The sequence below is a fragment of the Neptunomonas sp. CHC150 genome, assembly GCF_030397555.1.
Classification (GTDB): domain Bacteria; phylum Pseudomonadota; class Gammaproteobacteria; order Pseudomonadales; family Balneatricaceae; genus Neptunomonas; species Neptunomonas phycophila.
In genome coordinates this window covers 332,322-347,898 of record NZ_JAPNXU010000005.1, presented here as the reverse complement: position 1 = coordinate 347,898, position 15,577 = coordinate 332,322, and the positions used below count along the sequence as shown (strand labels likewise).

Annotated in this window: 18 protein-coding genes; 13 read left to right on the top strand and 5 right to left on the bottom strand. The window is 45.6% G+C overall.

Going from position 1 to position 15,577, the window contains the following annotated elements:
- The first annotated feature begins 57 nt into the window (after nucleotides 1-57).
- Nucleotides 58-831: an exodeoxyribonuclease III gene (locus tag OW491_RS06015; protein WP_075173329.1), complete on the top strand. Its 774-nt coding sequence runs from the start codon at nucleotides 58-60 to the stop codon at nucleotides 829-831.
- A 65-nt stretch (nucleotides 832-896) separates the two neighbouring features.
- Here OW491_RS06015 and rph read toward each other — a convergent pair whose 3' ends face one another.
- Nucleotides 897-1,670, bottom strand: a complete 774-nt coding sequence (gene rph / locus OW491_RS06010) for a ribonuclease PH (RefSeq protein ID WP_075173328.1) — start codon at nucleotides 1,668-1,670, stop codon at nucleotides 897-899.
- Between the two features lie 106 nt (nucleotides 1,671-1,776).
- On the opposite strand from rph, the gene OW491_RS06005 reads away from it, so the two are divergent.
- The gene (locus OW491_RS06005; RefSeq protein WP_290035115.1) at nucleotides 1,777-2,640 is read left to right on the top strand and encodes a YicC/YloC family endoribonuclease; all 864 of its coding nucleotides are present in this window, start codon (nucleotides 1,777-1,779) and stop codon (nucleotides 2,638-2,640) included.
- Nucleotides 2,641-2,651: 11 nt separating this feature from the next.
- Here the strand turns inward: OW491_RS06005 and OW491_RS06000 are convergent, their stop codons facing one another.
- A complete protein-coding gene (locus OW491_RS06000) occupies nucleotides 2,652-3,107 on the bottom strand; it encodes a hypothetical protein (protein ID WP_290035113.1) in 456 nt (151 codons plus the stop codon).
- A 157-nt stretch (nucleotides 3,108-3,264) separates the two neighbouring features.
- On the bottom strand, nucleotides 3,265-3,810 hold the full coding sequence (locus OW491_RS05995) for a DUF3427 domain-containing protein (protein ID WP_290035112.1): 546 nt from the start codon (nucleotides 3,808-3,810) through the stop codon (nucleotides 3,265-3,267).
- 347 nt (nucleotides 3,811-4,157) lie between these two features.
- Here OW491_RS05995 and OW491_RS05990 point away from each other — a divergent pair, with 347 nt between their 5' ends.
- Together OW491_RS05990 and OW491_RS05985 are read left to right on the top strand one after the other, a co-directional pair.
- The gene (locus OW491_RS05990) at nucleotides 4,158-4,472 is read left to right on the top strand and encodes a helix-turn-helix transcriptional regulator (RefSeq protein WP_110577073.1); all 315 of its coding nucleotides are present in this window, start codon (nucleotides 4,158-4,160) and stop codon (nucleotides 4,470-4,472) included.
- A 12-nt stretch (nucleotides 4,473-4,484) separates the two neighbouring features.
- Nucleotides 4,485-5,723 (top strand): type II toxin-antitoxin system HipA family toxin, encoded by a 1,239-nt coding sequence (locus tag OW491_RS05985; protein WP_290035099.1) that lies wholly within the window; start codon nucleotides 4,485-4,487, stop codon nucleotides 5,721-5,723.
- Nucleotides 5,724-5,967: 244 nt separating this feature from the next.
- On the opposite strand, the gene OW491_RS05980 is transcribed toward OW491_RS05985, so the two are convergent.
- Nucleotides 5,968-6,684, bottom strand: coding sequence for a UTRA domain-containing protein (locus OW491_RS05980; RefSeq protein ID WP_075179471.1), 717 nt, complete (start codon nucleotides 6,682-6,684; stop codon nucleotides 5,968-5,970).
- Between the two features lie 191 nt (nucleotides 6,685-6,875).
- On the opposite strand from OW491_RS05980, the gene OW491_RS05975 reads away from it, so the two are divergent.
- From OW491_RS05975 to OW491_RS05950, 6 genes are read left to right on the top strand one after another with little or no spacing between them, the layout of a single operon-like run.
- Entirely contained in the window at nucleotides 6,876-7,928 is a 1,053-nt protein-coding gene (locus OW491_RS05975) for an ABC transporter substrate-binding protein (RefSeq protein WP_075179470.1), read from the top strand.
- Between the two features lie 9 nt (nucleotides 7,929-7,937).
- Complete coding sequence (locus OW491_RS05970; protein ID WP_290035097.1) at nucleotides 7,938-8,741, top strand: alkaline phosphatase family protein; 804 nt, start codon at nucleotides 7,938-7,940, stop codon at nucleotides 8,739-8,741.
- Nucleotides 8,735-9,583 carry an ABC transporter permease subunit gene (locus tag OW491_RS05965; RefSeq protein ID WP_290035096.1) on the top strand — a complete coding sequence of 283 codons (849 nt, stop codon included), beginning with the start codon at nucleotides 8,735-8,737 and terminating at the stop codon, nucleotides 9,581-9,583. The genes OW491_RS05970 and OW491_RS05965 overlap by 7 nt, the downstream gene beginning before the upstream one ends.
- On the top strand, nucleotides 9,570-10,358 hold the full coding sequence (locus OW491_RS05960) for an ABC transporter permease (RefSeq protein WP_075173314.1): 789 nt from the start codon (nucleotides 9,570-9,572) through the stop codon (nucleotides 10,356-10,358). Before OW491_RS05965 ends, OW491_RS05960 begins: the two co-directional genes overlap by 14 nt.
- Nucleotides 10,355-11,374 (top strand): ABC transporter ATP-binding protein, encoded by a 1,020-nt coding sequence (locus OW491_RS05955; RefSeq protein ID WP_290035095.1) that lies wholly within the window; start codon nucleotides 10,355-10,357, stop codon nucleotides 11,372-11,374. Before OW491_RS05960 ends, OW491_RS05955 begins: the two co-directional genes overlap by 4 nt.
- A gap of 1 nt (nucleotide 11,375) precedes the next feature.
- A complete protein-coding gene (locus OW491_RS05950; RefSeq protein WP_215151128.1) occupies nucleotides 11,376-12,062 on the top strand; it encodes an HAD family hydrolase in 687 nt (228 codons plus the stop codon).
- Here the strand turns inward: OW491_RS05950 and OW491_RS05945 are convergent.
- Nucleotides 12,036-12,926, bottom strand: a complete 891-nt coding sequence (locus OW491_RS05945) for a LysR family transcriptional regulator (protein ID WP_075179468.1) — start codon at nucleotides 12,924-12,926, stop codon at nucleotides 12,036-12,038. The genes OW491_RS05950 and OW491_RS05945 overlap by 27 nt on opposite strands.
- A 125-nt stretch (nucleotides 12,927-13,051) precedes the next feature.
- Here OW491_RS05945 and OW491_RS05940 point away from each other — a divergent pair, with 125 nt between their 5' ends.
- The 3 genes from OW491_RS05940 (at nucleotide 13,052) to OW491_RS05930 (ending at nucleotide 15,551) form a co-directional block, all read left to right on the top strand.
- The gene (locus tag OW491_RS05940) at nucleotides 13,052-13,486 is read left to right on the top strand and encodes a VOC family protein (RefSeq protein ID WP_290035093.1); all 435 of its coding nucleotides are present in this window, start codon (nucleotides 13,052-13,054) and stop codon (nucleotides 13,484-13,486) included.
- A 39-nt stretch (nucleotides 13,487-13,525) separates the two neighbouring features.
- Nucleotides 13,526-14,119: a glutathione S-transferase gene (locus OW491_RS05935; protein WP_290035091.1), complete on the top strand. Its 594-nt coding sequence runs from the start codon at nucleotides 13,526-13,528 to the stop codon at nucleotides 14,117-14,119.
- 391 nt (nucleotides 14,120-14,510) lie between these two features.
- A complete protein-coding gene (locus OW491_RS05930; RefSeq protein ID WP_290035090.1) occupies nucleotides 14,511-15,551 on the top strand; it encodes an acyltransferase in 1,041 nt (346 codons plus the stop codon).
- Nucleotides 15,552-15,577 lie beyond the last annotated feature (26 nt).

The window sequence follows — 15,577 nt, the reverse complement described above, 5'->3', positions numbered from 1 at the left end:
CCTATACAATTCCGGTATATATATTAATACGTGTTCGCTTTACAGGAATAACTATACATGCGCGTTATCACCTTCAATACACAAGGTATTGAGCAGGCGGCTGATAGAGGGTTCTTTGACTGGATGATCCATCAGGATGCAGACGTCGTTTGCCTGCAGGATCTTCGTGCCAAAGATTATCAGCTCGACGGTGATCGTTATCATCCAGAGGGTTACAACACCTACTTTTTTGATGCTTTTGAAGATGGCTATAGCGGCGTCGCAATATACTGCCGCCAAGTACCAAAAGCGATCATGACGGGTTTGGGCTTTGAGTTGTGCGATTTCCACGGCCGTTTTATTCAAGCCGATTTCGACAAAGTAAGTGTCTCTTCGTTACACATACCTTCGGGCCTAAAGAGCCATGAAGCTCAGCTAACGAAAGATGAGTTCTTATCCCACTTTATGGGGCACCTTAAAAAGACCTTACGCAAACGCCGCGACTTTATCTTTTGTGGCACGTTTAACACCGCGCATCGCACAATCGATTTAAGTAACTGGTACGCCAACCAAACGGTGTCTGGCTTCTTACCCAGTGAACGTGCTTGGATGGAAGAAATGCTGGGGGAGTTGGGCTACATTGATGCGTTCCGCGAAGTGAACAAAGCCGACCGCCAATACACTTGGTGGCCAGACTACAACCGTGCTCGAAGCTTAAATGAAGGCGCGCGTTTGGATTATCAAATTACCACGGCAGGCCTACGCAAAACGGTTAAGTCGGTTCAGATCTACAAAGATGAGATGTTCTCAGAGCACGCTCCTTTGATCATCGACTACGAAGGCGACTTCTAGCATGCCCGCTAGGGCAATAAAAAAGGGTGCTTAATAGGCACCCTTTTTTAATGGTAGGCTTTCGCTTATTCGGCCGCTAGCGCCGCCTTTTGCAACGCCACAATCTCTTTAATGCCTTTTTCAGCAAGCGCCAACATTTTGTTTAGCTCGTCTTGCGTGTAAGGCGCACCTTCAGCGGTGCCTTGTACTTCGATAAAGCCGCCTTTTTCCGTCATAATCACGTTCATGTCGGTTTCGGCTTTGGAATCTTCAGCGTAGTCTAAATCCAGAACAGGCTCGCCTTTATAAATCCCCACCGAAATAGCCCCCAGCATGTATTTAACAGGGTTACCTTTTAAGGCCCCGTTCTTATCTTGCTTTAGAACATTAATCGCATCCATTAGCGCCACGCAAGCACCTGTAATGGACGCGGTACGAGTACCGCCATCGGCTTGAATAACATCGCAATCGATTGTGATGGTGTTTTCGCCCAACTTCTTAAGATCTAAAGCAGCACGTAAAGAGCGACCAATTAAGCGAGAAATCTCAATGGTACGGCCAGTTTGTTTGCCACGGGCCGCCTCACGGTCGTTACGAGTGTTAGTAGAGCGTGGCAGCATGCCGTACTCAGCGGTTACCCAGCCTGAACCCGAACCCCGTAAAAAGCGCGGTACACCGCGATCCACGCTCGCAGTGCAGATCACTTTAGTATCACCAAACTCAACCAACACAGAACCTTCGGCGTGCTTTGTGAAATTACGGGTAATTTTAATCTCGCGTAACTGGTCCGGCTGGCGGCCGCTTGGACGGATAGTGGTGATGCCAAGATTCTGAAGTTGATCAGAGATGGAAGAACTCATAGGATCGCTATACCTTGTACTATTTAACAATTGGCGTAATAGAGAGACAGCTAATAGGCTGTTACACTATCGGAACTAAGGCTAATTCTAATCGAGATGGGATGACATGACACGTAGTATGACGGCTTTTGCCCGACAGGATAGTCAACACAGCTGGGGAACCGTGATTTGGGAAGTAAGATCGGTCAATCACCGCTTCTTAGAACCACATTTGCGTCTACCCGAACAATTCAGGGAATTAGAAGGGACATTGCGCGAAAGGCTGCGCAAGCGTCTTAACCGCGGCAAAGTAGAGTGCACACTGCGCTTTATCCCCGATGCACAAGCCCAATCGCTTAATATCAACGAAGGCTACGCTCGCCAACTCATCGAAGCTACACAGAAAATGGAAGAACTCATGGTGGTTTCACAAACCATGAATCCACTCGATATGCTGCGTTGGCCCGGCGTGCTTCAAGATGCCTCCTTGGATATGGACGCGGTAAAAAAAGCCACCCTCGACCTGTTTGACCAAGCTATTAATGACTTAGTCAAAGGCCGAGAACGCGAAGGTGCAGAACTTGCCACTCTCATATCACAACGCTTAGACGGCATTACAGAAGTCGTCAAAGAAGTGCGCGCCAAACTTCCTAAAATACTTAGCAACCAGCGTAACATCCTACGCGCCCGCGTCGCCGACTGCGGCGTAGAGCTCGACCCTCAACGCCTAGAGCAAGAAATCGTACTCCTTGCCCAAAAAGCCGACGTTGACGAAGAGATGGACCGCCTAAACACCCACGTACAAGAAGTCCGCCGCGTGCTAAAGCAAAAAGAACCGATAGGCCGCCGTTTAGACTTTCTGATGCAAGAACTCAACCGCGAAGCGAATACGCTATCGTCGAAATCGATTGTTACAGATACGACGCAAAGCGCGGTGGAATTAAAGGTGCTTATTGAGCAGATGCGGGAACAGATTCAGAATATTGAGTGATCTTTGCAGAGCTACTTAACTCCACCCTCAAGTAGCTCTTCCATTTCTCTATTATCTATTGATTTTGCCAAAGCGATAGCATCGCATTTTGAGTGGTTAATAGTGGCTTTATGAGCCAACAAGAATTTAACATTGTCTGTTTGTTTAAGTGCTATGGCATTGCACAACGGCGTGAGGCTTGGGCTTTCATTAATGTTTAGGCCCGCTTCGATATATAACTCTGCGATATTAAATCTATTTACGGAAGTACCGTTCAATATGAAGTCAATTCCACTGGCACGGCGCACCGCATCAACATCCGTTGGCGCTGTACGAAAAGTCGATAAATACCAGCGACATACAGGGGTAGGTGTATAAATCTCGCCGCTGCCATCAGCACAAATGATGAGTTCGGTCGTTGATGTTTTCGTAAAAACAAAGCCTGCTGTTACAAGGATGAGGATAACCGCAATAGAAGCTGTTTTCATGATAATTGGCTTAACGGTTTAGAGAAGGGGTAAAGGACCACGATTGTATCGTCAGCTTGAGTCTTAGATTCACACCATTGCCCCTTCGTACACTTTTTCAACCTCAGCAAACTTAGTTACGCTCTTTAGGCGAGTTAAGATTACGAGCTTTATCACGCTACCCAATCGCTAACTTAGCCGCCTGATGCCACATGAAGCTCGGCATGGGGGCTTTTAATTTCCAAGTAATACTCATCGGTTGCGAGCCTGTATGCGAAACGTATTCCACTTCTCCATAATTAACAAAGCTCATGGTGCGGCCGTATTCATCTTTGGTTTGTTCACGAACAAATAGAAACAGACGCTTACCCACTTTTCGATGTTGGATGTATTCCAAACCGCGACCTTTGTCGGGCCGAGCGCTATTTTGCGACTGCCAGTGAAAGCGGTGTTCGTTTATCGCGTAATCGTGGTACATGGTAGTTGGTGAAAATTGCTTTTCATTTTTGTCTAAGGTGACAAACATCAGTTCAATATTCTGATCTTTAAGCACAAATACGCCTTCACGTGCTGGCGTTTGGCGCTCAAACGTGGTCGCACCAAATGCCACCAATATTTGCTCGCGCGCATAGCGTGCATGCAGCCTTGGTGAAATATCAGGCAAGGCCTGCATTATTGGTTGCTCTTGTTCCGTCAGTTCTTTTACCAACTGATAATAAAGCAAAGTTATTTTTCCAGTTTGGCTCAAGACCAACTTTACCGATCTATCAAATTAAGTTGGAGTGTATTCGCATTGCAAAAACTTCATAGCCAGATAAGAGCCCAGATCATGCAGCCTTCTGAGGGTGCTGCTAACAACCTGCCCCAAAAGCCCAAGGGGTAGATGGTGTGTTACAACACATGGAGTGTGAGGCAAGGCTGAAAGTGAAACTATAACTTCTTTATCCGCCGGAAAATGAAAATATAGTTTCGTTTTGACCTGATTAATAATATCAAATGGTCACTTTACTCAAAGTCAAAAGTGAAGCTATACTTTCACTATTTAAATATTTAAGAAAATATAGTTTCACTATGAATACCATCAAATCAACAGCAAAGCGTACCGCCGTCGTTTTTCCAAAGCACAAAAAGGTGTTAAGCATCTTGGGCGAGAACTTAACACTGGCGATGAAGCGACGCGGCATTACCCAAGAAATGCTGCACGACAGAACTGGCCTGTCTAAACCAACGCTACGAAAAATCTTAAAAGGTGATCCTTCCGTTTCGCTTGGTCACTATGTCAACGTATTAGCCTCTTTAGGTCTCTTGGAAGACCTAGCCAAAGTTGCCTTTGATGACGAGCTGGGAAGAAAGCTGCAAGACATCCAATTGCTGAACAAAAAATAAGAGTGTCGCATTATGGAAATCTACGTTTATGCTGATTGGACTGAGTCAACCGACCCTATATTAGTTGGCACATTACGATCGTCAGAAATTAGAGGCAAAGAACATTTCAGCTTTAGTTATGACAAGTCATGGCTAACTTCCGACTATGTTCGCCAGATTGACCCTTCTTTAAACCTATTCGTTGGCGAGCAACATGCGCAGGGCGATAAGAATTTCAAAACATTTCTAGACTCATGCCCTGACCGTTGGGGTCGATTGTTAATGCAACGCAGAGAAGCGGTGGTTGCTAGACAAGAAAAACGGCGAGCAAAAAAACTATACGAGACAGATTACTTACTAGGTGTTCACGATTCATTTCGCATGGGAGCACTGCGCTTTTGTACATCGCCAACGGGTCCATTTTTAGACGATAGCCATGAGCTGGCAGCGCCCGCAATAACCAGCTTACCGGAGCTACAACATGCCGCTAACAAAATCGAAGAAACTCCGGATTTAGATAATCCAGATTATCTGAAATGGCTCAATATGCTGATCTCACCGGGTTCATCACTAGGTGGAGCTAGGCCAAAGGCGTCAATAAGAAATCACGATGATAGTTTGTGGTTAGCTAAGTTTCCTAGTCGTCACGATGATTACGATATTGGCTTATGGGAGTTCATTGTTTATCAAATGGCCGTAGAGTCTGGCATCGAAATGGCTGAATCCAAAGTTGAAGCCATTGGCAGACATCATATTTTTTTAACAAAAAGGTTCGACCGTACCGAAACAGGGAAGCGGCTACACTTCAGCTCTGCGATGACTCAACTAGAGTACTTTGATGGTCAGGATGATGGAGCAAGTTACTTAGAGCTGGCTGAATTTCTGATGCAGCACGGTGCTAATACACAGCAAGACCTCGAACAACTGTGGACTAGAATGCTTTTTAACATCATGGTCTCCAATTGTGATGACCATCTTAGAAATCACGGATTCATTCTGGAGACCTCTGGTTGGCGACTATCTCCCGCCTACGATATCAATCCTATGTTATACGCCTCTGGTCTACACCTTAATATTGATGACGTAAGCAATGCGCTTTCGATTGACTTAGCATTTGACGTTGCAGAGTATTTTCACGTTACCGAAAGTAAAGCCAAGGCCATCCACCAAAGATTATTAAAAGTCGTTTCACAATGGGAAGTCCTTGCCCAACAAGCGGGTATCCGCAAAGAAGAAAGGGAGCTATTGAGGGAGTGCTTTATACTCGATTAGAACCCCTTTACACTTTTATGCGCATAAAAATGTAAAATTTCGCACTTTTCTGCGCGTAAAAGTGTGAAATGCAGAGGTTAGAGGTCTACACAAAGTTACTTTACAGGTAACAATCTGTAGAGTTTGAGGCCAATCATTCAACACTCAGACTTATCAAACGTGGATATCATAGTATCCTCCTTGAGCTTTTTGCTATCGATTTTGCCAAAGTGATAGCATCGGATTTTGGTTGATTAACGCCCCCTCACGCCCGACTATCAATTTGAATCATCACTGCATCGGGTCGCCAGTACTCAAACTCGCAGTCTAGTAACTCCCCATCTTGTTTGTAATTAACACGGCAAATTTTTAACACCGGTTGGCCCTCACTGAGATTAAGGGCTTTAGCGACGTTTAAGGGGGCGGATGTAGGGATGACATCGAACCGGGAGCGTTGTGTGTGATAGCCGTAGTGCTCGGCATAAAGTTGGGTGAGTGATTGGGTGAGGGGCTGCTCAAGCACCGCTGGAAATAGGGCGGCTTTTAGGCAGTTTTCTACATACAGCACAGCCCTTCCATCGATGTGCCTTAAACGTTCAATGATATGGATAGGGGTGATGCCTTCTACTTCCAGCGCCGCGGCATATTGCCCCGAGGCCATTTCGCTGCGGATGTTGATGAGCGTTGTTTCGGCGCGGCGGTTTTGGTCTTTTATCATTTGATGGAAGTGGCTACGAGATAAAGGGTTGTAGCGAATGCGTTGTGGCGATACATACCACCCGCGGCGTTCTTCACGGTAGATGAGCCCTTCTGTTTCTAAGGATACCAGTGCGTCTTTGATGGTAATACGTGTGGTGTTAAAGAGTTGGCTGAGTTCTCGTTCAGAAGGGAGCTTTTGCATTTCTGCAATCACGCCTGATTCTATTTGTTCTCGAATAGTGATTTTTATTTTTGAAAGCTGAGTTGTCGCGTGGGGCGGCATCTTGGTCTAGTCCATCGTTTGTTGCGTTGTTACACAATATAAACGCGATAGATAACAAGAATATTACGAACCAGATGAATGGGTGTCATAAGAATAGCGATAAATCGTCAAATTTCTGTATCTAAACTGTCACATTTCACTAATAGACTTTTCATTTAAACAACTGACCTAGTCCAAGAGGATCGAAGACGATGAAAAGCGTGTTAGCCAGTGCTCTATTAATTTCTACTACGATGTCTGCATCTGTCTTTGCGGCAGAGACAGATATGAACTCGCTTGTCGAAGCCGCTAAAAAAGAAGGGGCGGTTTACAGTGTGGGGATGCCTGATTCATGGGCTAATTGGAAAGATACGTGGGCTGATTTAAAAGCCAATTACGGCTTGGAGCATCAAGATACCGATATGAGCTCGGCGCAAGAGATTGCTAAATTTGCGGCTGAAAAGAAAAACGCCACAGCCGATATTGGTGATGTGGGTTTTGCGTTTGCGAATGTGGCCGTTAAAAAAGGGGTAACGCAGCCTTATAAGCCGTCTACTTGGTCTGAAATCCCTGAATGGGCTAAAGATAAAGAAGGGCATTGGGCGCTTGCTTATACGGGTTCTATCGCATTTATCTCGAATAACAATCTGGTTGAAAATCCACCTAAGTCATGGAGTGACTTACTCAATGGTGATTATAAAGTGAGCCTTGGGGATGTGGGTTCGGCTGCGCAGGCTAATAATGCGGTGTTGGCAGCGGCGTTTGCAAATGGTGGTGATGAAACGAACTTGCAACCGGCGATTGAGTTCTTTGCGAAGCTGGCGCAGAAGGGGAACTTGTCATTAACGGATCCTAGTGCGGCTAATATCGAAAAGGGTGAAGTCGAAGTGGCGGTGCTATGGGACTTTAACGCGTTAAATAACCGTGACAAATTTGGGCGTGATCGCTTTAGCGTCAATATCCCTCAAGATGGCTCTGTTATCTCTGGTTACACCACTATTATTAATAAGTTTGCTAAAAACCCGAACGCTGCAAAACTAGCACGTGAGTTTATCTTCAGCGATAAAGGTCAGGTGAACTTGGCGGCTGGCTACGCACGTCCAATCCGAACCAATGTTGAATTACCACAAGCGGTACAAGATAAACTATTACCTAATGAGCAATACCAAAACGTTCATCCGGTAAAGGACTTCGCCGCTTGGGAAAAATCAGCACGTAAACTGCCACGTCAATGGCAGGAAAACGTTCTAATTCACGTCAAGTAAGAGGCTGCTATGAGCAATAAGGTCATCCTTGTTGTTCTGGATGGACTCAATTATCAAGTAGCTCATGATTGCATGGGCTACTTGAATGGTTTGATTGAGCAGCACAGGGCAACCTTATACCAACTGCAGTGTGAGCTGCCTTCTATGTCTCGGCCGTTGTATGAGTGTATTTTGACCGGCGTTCGTCCGGTTGATAGCGGTATCGTGAATAATAATATTGTGCGACTGTCCCGTCATGAGTCCATTTTTAGTTTGGCAAAATCGCAGGGTAAGGTAACGGCTGCGGCGGCTTATCACTGGGTTAGTGAGCTGTATAACCGAGCACCTTATGATGCGGTTCGCGATCGTATGACACATGATGAAACCCTAAATATTCAGCATGGCGCTTTTTACCATTGGGATCATTACCCTGACGAAGCGCTGTTTTTAGATGCTGAATATTTACGCCGCACTTATGATCCCGACTTTTTGCTAATCCATCCCATGAATATTGATGATATGGGGCATAAGCACGGTTTGGATTCCCGCCAATATCGAAACTCGGCACGCGGCGCTGATATTTATCTGTCTAACTATGTGGATCAGTGGTTGGCCGAGGGCTATCAAGTACTGGTGACAAGCGATCATGGAATGAATAACGATCTGTCCCATGGTGGCATTTTACCTGAAGAGCGTGATGTGCCGTTGTTTGTAATGGGGGATCAGTTTTCTCATGTTGGCTGCGATGTTAAGCAAACAGAGCTGTGTGGAGTGGTGTGTCAATTGCTATCCCTTGAGCACTCTAAACCTATGACAAAAGGCTTGTTATGTTGAGGGGGCTTCGTAAACGTTTTGCCTGGAAGCCCTTGCTTTGGCTTATTCCCTTTTTTGTGTTCTTTGGCGCTTTTCAATTAGCGCCAATGGGTTGGGTGTTAGCCAATAGCTTTATTTATGATGGCGAAATCTCCATTGAGAACTACAGCGAAGTCTTTGATTCTAGTTTTATGTTGCAAGGCTTTAGTAATAGTTTGTGGTTGTCGTTTTGGTCGGCTGTGGTGGGTTTGCTTATTGCCACGGTGTTGGTTTCGTCGTTACGGCGGGTGGATTCGAAAATTCGAGAGGCTGTGATTGCCTTTACGAATATGACAAGTAACTTTACCGGAGTACCCATCGCATTCGCGTTTATTATCATTCTGGGCATCAATGGCGCGGTTACTTTATTGCTGAAAAAGTACGGATTAATTGATGATTTTAATCTGTATGGGCAGTGGGGCTTGCTGGTTATTTATATTTACTTCCAAGTGCCTTTAGCCGTTTTGCTGCTGTATCCCGCGTTTGATGGTTTGAACGACGATTGGCAATCAGCGGCCGCCCTGTTGGGGGCAAAAACATGGCAATACTGGCTAAATATTGCGTTGCCCGTGTTATCTCCAGCCTTATTAGGGACTTTTATTATCCTGATCGCGAATGCGATTGGTGCGTATGCCACGGCCTATGCGCTGACTTCGGGTAACTACAACATCATCACGATTCGAATCGCGAGTTTGGTGTCGGGAGATCTTTTTCTTGAGCCGAATTTGGCTGCTGCTATTTCAGTGCTGGTGATGGCTATATTGGCATTTATTACTTGCATTAATCAGTGGCTGGTAGCGAGGGGGTATCATGCAAAACGCTAATCAATGCCTTCATAAAACCGTAGTGTATTCGATCGTGGGGATCATGTTGATCCCGATTGTTGCCACCTTTTTATATTCTGTTGCTTCAAGCTGGGGGGCCACTATTTTACCGGATGGCTTTACGTTGGAATGGTATGTAACCCTATTGACTGATGAGCGTTTTTTACTGGCTTTTGGCCGTAGTTTGTTTATTTGTTTCTCCACATTGGCATTAAGCGTATTACTGATTATGCCGGTGATCTTTATTGTGCATTACTATTTCCCGAAGCTAGATAAAGTGATGAATGTATTGATCTTATTGCCGTTCGCGGTTCCGCCGGTGGTGTCGTCTGTAGGTTTGTTGCAGTTGTATGCCGACAGCGATGTTCAGCTAATAGGAACACCGTGGATTCTGATGGGGACTTACTTCACGATAGCGCTACCGTTTATGTATCGGGCGATTTCCAATAGCTTTGCTGCAATCAACCTACATGATTTGATGGATGCAGCGCATTTACTAGGGGCGAGTACGCCCCGAGCCTTTTGGCTGGTGATTCTGCCTAACCTTAAAAAAGGATTGCTGGCGTCGCTGTTTTTATCCTTCTCGTTTCTGTTAGGTGAGTTTGTGTTCGCTAATATGCTGGTGGGCACTCGCTATGAAACCTTGCAAATCTATCTTTATAACATGCGCCAAACCAGTGGGCATTTTACGTCTGCATTGGTGATGACCTACTTCTTCTTTATCTTTTTACTGACTTGGCTAGCTACTCGCTTTAGTCGAGGGGACCAATCATGAGTTATGTGAGTGTTACGCAGTTAACAAAGCGATTTGGTGAGAATACTGTTTTTGAGGATATAGACTTCACGATCGAACAGGGTGAGTTTGTGACTCTTTTGGGGCCAAGTGGTTGCGGAAAGTCCACATTGCTGAGGAGTTTAGCCGGGTTAAATCCGGTTGATAGTGGTGTTATCGCTGTCGATGGTGAGGATATTACACACCAAGCGCCTCAGCAGCGCGGCATAGGTATGGTGTTTCAATCGTATGCCTTGTTTCCCAATATGACAGTCTTCGACAACATCGCGTTTGGCTTAAAGATGAAAAAGTTGGCTGCAGATCAAATAGCAACCGACGTTGCGAAAGTGATCGCGTTGGTTGACCTACAAGGTAAAGAACAACATTACCCACATCAGTTATCCGGTGGGCAACGTCAGCGCGTTGCACTGGCACGTGCTTTGGTTGTTCGGCCGCGTATATTGTTGTTAGACGAACCGCTATCGGCGCTGGATGCAAAAATCCGCAAACGATTGCGCCAGCAAATTAGAGATATTCAAAAAGAGCTGAATTTGACGACGGTGTTTGTGACGCATGATCAAGAAGAAGCCATGACGATGTCTGATCGTATCTTCTTGATGAATAAAGGAGAAATAGTGCAGCAGGGCTCTCCTGAATCAATTTATACCCAGCCCGCTAATGAGTTTGTTGCCGGTTTTATGGGGCACTATAACTTGGTTGATGCTATCTATGCTAAGCGGCTTTTTAATATTGATACCGACTGGAAAGTGGCCATTCGTCCTGAGTCGATCTATGTCAGAGAAGCTGGGCGTCAATATGATGCTCATATATCGGCTCCACAGCAGGGTGTTATTCAAGATCATCAGTTATTGGGTAATATCATTCGATATCAAGTGCTTGTTCAAGGGTGCGAGTTAACGGTGGATTTGCTGAACCGCTCATCTGAACGCCTGTTATCCACAGGGACCTCACTAGAGCTGTTATTTAACTTAAACGAAATTCAACCGGTGAGCGTGTAAAATGGCGCAACCTTTATATGTCTTTGACTTGGATGAAACGCTAATCGATGGCGATTGCGCCATGATATGGAATGAGTTTTTAGTTGATCAAGGGGTTGCCTCATCCCCCGGCTTTTTAGATGAAGATAAGCGCCTTATGGCTTTATATGCACAAGGAGACATGGACATGGAAGATTACTTATCTTTCTCTATGTCTCCATTAGCCGCTATGCCTAAAGGTGAGGTGATAGCGCTGGTTGAGCAGTGCGTGGAATCTCGCATACTGCCACAGTTATACCCCAATGCTAAATCGTTAATTACCCAGCTCACGCAAGAGTCGGTTCCCATGCTGATTATTTCCGCGTCTATCGCTTTTTTAGTGAAAGCGGTTGCTACTCGGATTGGGGTTCAGCAATCAATCGGGATTGATTTGGTTGAAAAAAATGGCTGTTTTACTCATCAAGTGCTCGGGACGCCCAGTTATCGAGAGGGTAAAGTCATACGGCTTCAGCAGTGGTTGAGAGAACAGGCGCAGTCGTTTAGCGAGATACACTTTTATACGGACTCGATCAATGATTTACCCCTATGCTTGTTTGCGGATCAGACCTATTTGGTAAACCCGTGCGAGCAGTTAATCGCTCATGCGCAAGTGCGACAGTGGCCAATATTAAGCTGGTCAAGATCAACGTCCTTTCAACACCTCCTTTAATTGTGGCCCAGCCCAGTCTAAAAACGCTCTAACCCGGTACGACAATAACCGGTTGTGAGGGTAAACAAACTGTACTGGCAGGGAGGTTGGTTCAAATTCAGGTAATAGCCGGATAAGTTGTCCTTGTTCAAGGGCTTGGGCAACTTGGTAACTGAATAGTCGAGTTACTCCTAAACCCGCTATAGCAGAGCTAATGGCGGTGTCCACTTGGTTGGTTGTCATGACCAAGGACATGTTTTCTGTGTTGAGCGTTTCACTATTCTTAAAGGCCCAGTGGTGGTGCTGATTGAATCGTACGATGGGCCAACTGGCTAAGTCGTTTGGCGTGTTGGGGGTGCCTTGTTGTTTGATCAGTGCTGGACTGGCGCAAATAACGGGTGCGGTAAGCCCCAGCGGCATCGATATCAATGATGAGTCGGCTAAGTGGCCTATACGAATTGCAATATCAAACCCTTCATCAATAATGTTCACAACACGATCGACGAGTGTGATATCTACCTGTAAGCCTGGGTGTTCCGCTAGGTATTGGTTAAGTAACGGAATAAGGTGAAGGCGTCCAAACATCATTGGGGCTGTTACCGTGAGTTTTCCTGCCGGTGCGGTACGGCGGGCGTCTAAAAGGAACTCGGCTTCGTTAATATCGGCGAGTATACGCCGACAGCGCAGCAGGTAATCGCGCCCTTCGTCAGTTAAGGATATTCGGCGTGTACTGCGATTGAGTAAACGTATACCAAGATGGTTTTCTAAATCGGCTAAGGCGCGGACAACAGAAGCCGGGGAGCGATCCATTGCTTCGGCTGCTGCGGATAAACTACCGCGATCAACAATTTCTATAAAGGTAGCCATCGCTTTTAGCTTATCCACTATCGTTCCTTATCGTGTCAGTTGGTTGATTTGTGCATTTTATGAAAAGAAGTTATCAGTATTAAGCCATTTATTGCAATTGCCTAACAAAAGACACTAGAAGCTCTTTAGATCAGGAGTGCTCCATGCAAAGCGATAATGTGTCTTTAATGCCCGCCGTCATACAGTCATTTGATCATGTGGGGATTCGTGTTAGCGATCGCCAACAGTCAATGGCTTTTTATCAGCGGTTGGGTTTTGTCGAGACGCACTATTTTGCCGCGTATGAAGCCAACGAAATGGTGGCTAATCACGGATTGTACGAGGTACGGATCAACTTGATCTTTAATGGTGCTCGTCAGCCGCAGGCGTCTAACGTCTTGTTAGACGAGCCCCTAAAGCGCCCAGGTATCACTCATCCCGCCTTTGTGGTTGATGATCTGTATGCGATGCGGGCGTGGCTTGTTGAGGAGGGGATAACTATTACGGAAGATATCCATCCTATTGGCCCGCGCCGTGTTGCGTTATTTATCCGCGATCCTGATGGCAATGTGCTCGAATTTAATCAACTAACGCAATAGCTGATTAGTTTTTCATCATCAATAATAAGGACAACTCGCATGAAACTCTACGACTTAGAACTCTCGGGTAACTGTTACAAAGTTCGATTATTTGCTGCGTTGGCGAAGATCGATTTGGAGATAGTACCTGTGGACTTTCTTGATGGTGCACACAAACGTGAACCTGTCATCGGCTTAAATCCATGGGGGGAGCTTCCTGTCTTGGTGGATGGCGAGGTAATACTGCGTGACTCGCAAGCTATCTTGGTGTACTTAGCTCGCCGCTATGCAGGGCAAGCATGGTGGCCGGAGGGCGCCGCGCAGCAAGGTGAAGTCATGCAATGGCTGTCGGTAGCGTCCAACGAGGTGCAGCACGGACCTAATGCTGTGCGCCTTGTGGATAAGTTTGGTTATGAAATAGATAAGCCACAAGCGATGAGGCTGACCGATCGTATTTTAGGCTTGTTGGAAAGCCATTTAAGCTCACACGATTGGTTAGCACTGGGCCGGCCAACGATTGCAGATATGGCTGTATTCCCTTATGTGGCGCTGTGTCACGAAGGTGGCGTGGATTTATCTCCCTACCAAGCACTCGATCAGTGGTTTAATCGAATTAAAGGGCTGGATCACTACATATCCATGCCGGGCCTTTGATTAGCTTCTGATATAAAACACCTTTGTAAAACGGGTGGGGCGTTTTCTCTAAGAACATCGCCCCCGTTTTTCTTAATCCCTTATCCACCCGTGCTTTTGATTTTTATCTATCTGAACCCTTTGATTGATCCATTGTCTCTATGTCCACGTAACAATGGCATAGGTTGATGCGGCGAGACGTAGGCAAAGGATAGATGCTGATTTTAATGGAGCAGGGATGCGATCAAAAAATGCTCAATTATCCTGTAAAATATTGTAGCACCTATATTTTTATAGCCTCATAATACGGCTGTTTTTTACAGCCAGTATGTCTGTTTCTCGTATGTACTACGAAACCTACCAGCATGCTGTTGTGCTGTTTCATTTAACATGTTGATGATTGGATGCCACGTTGAAAACACGTTTACTCGAGTTTGACTATATGCGTGCGGTTGCCATTATTTTGATTGTTTTAGGGCACTCGGTTTATAACTCAGGAAAAGGCTTTCCTTTGCTGCTCGAGAACCTCTTACGAGGCGGGACTGCCGTTTTTGTTTTTATTTCTGGGTTTTTCCTACACGCGATATTTGCGCAGCGTTTTGAATACCGGCGTTTTATGCTAACCAAATTTAAGAACGTCTATGTGCCTTTTTTAGTCGTGTCACTTGTAGGCTTAGTGGCGTTGGTTTCGATTTGGGTATTTAGGGATCATTTTCCTGCGGCTAAGGTCGGTATGAACGTATTTCATACCGTTAAAAATTTTTATGTGCTTTATCCGCATTGGTATATCCCGTTTATCATGGTGGTTTTTCTGCTAACCCCTGTTTTTTTAGCCTACTTAAAGCTCCCAATTGGGCGGCAACTTTTTTTATTGGCTATGCTGAGTGTGCTGGCGATGTTTGTACACCGGCCTCACGGGAATGCGAATGTAATGCACTCGATTGTCTACTATGTGCCGTATTACTTGCTGGGTATGTTGTATTCCCAATATCAGCCTTGGTTTTTGCGGCACCAAAAGGGCATTTTAGTGGTCTCTATAATGTCCGTTATTTTCGCCCTGATAGGGCAGACTTACATTTGGGTCTGGGTGGGTAATTCGCATAAAGACTTTTTTGAATTTAGGGGTGTCGATTTACAGTTTATCCAGAAGCTCGGTCTGTGTTTTATTTTGTTGGCTATTTGTCAGTACTGGGCGCGAGCCAAAACTGAACTACATCAACTGAAAGAAATTGGTAACATAAGCTTTGCGATCTTTTTTATACATCCCTTATTTACGTTACTTATTAATGTTGTGTCTCCGTTGATAGGCCTTAAGAAAATTTCCGGAGGTGCTTTTATCAGCATGGGTATGACGGCCGTTATGTTCTTGATTATGTTTTACGGCAGTATCTACGCCACTCGTATGATTCGAGCGGCGTGGCCGGGCAAGAGCCGTTGGCTAATAGGAGCGTGATGAATACCCGTATTTTGAACGCCTAA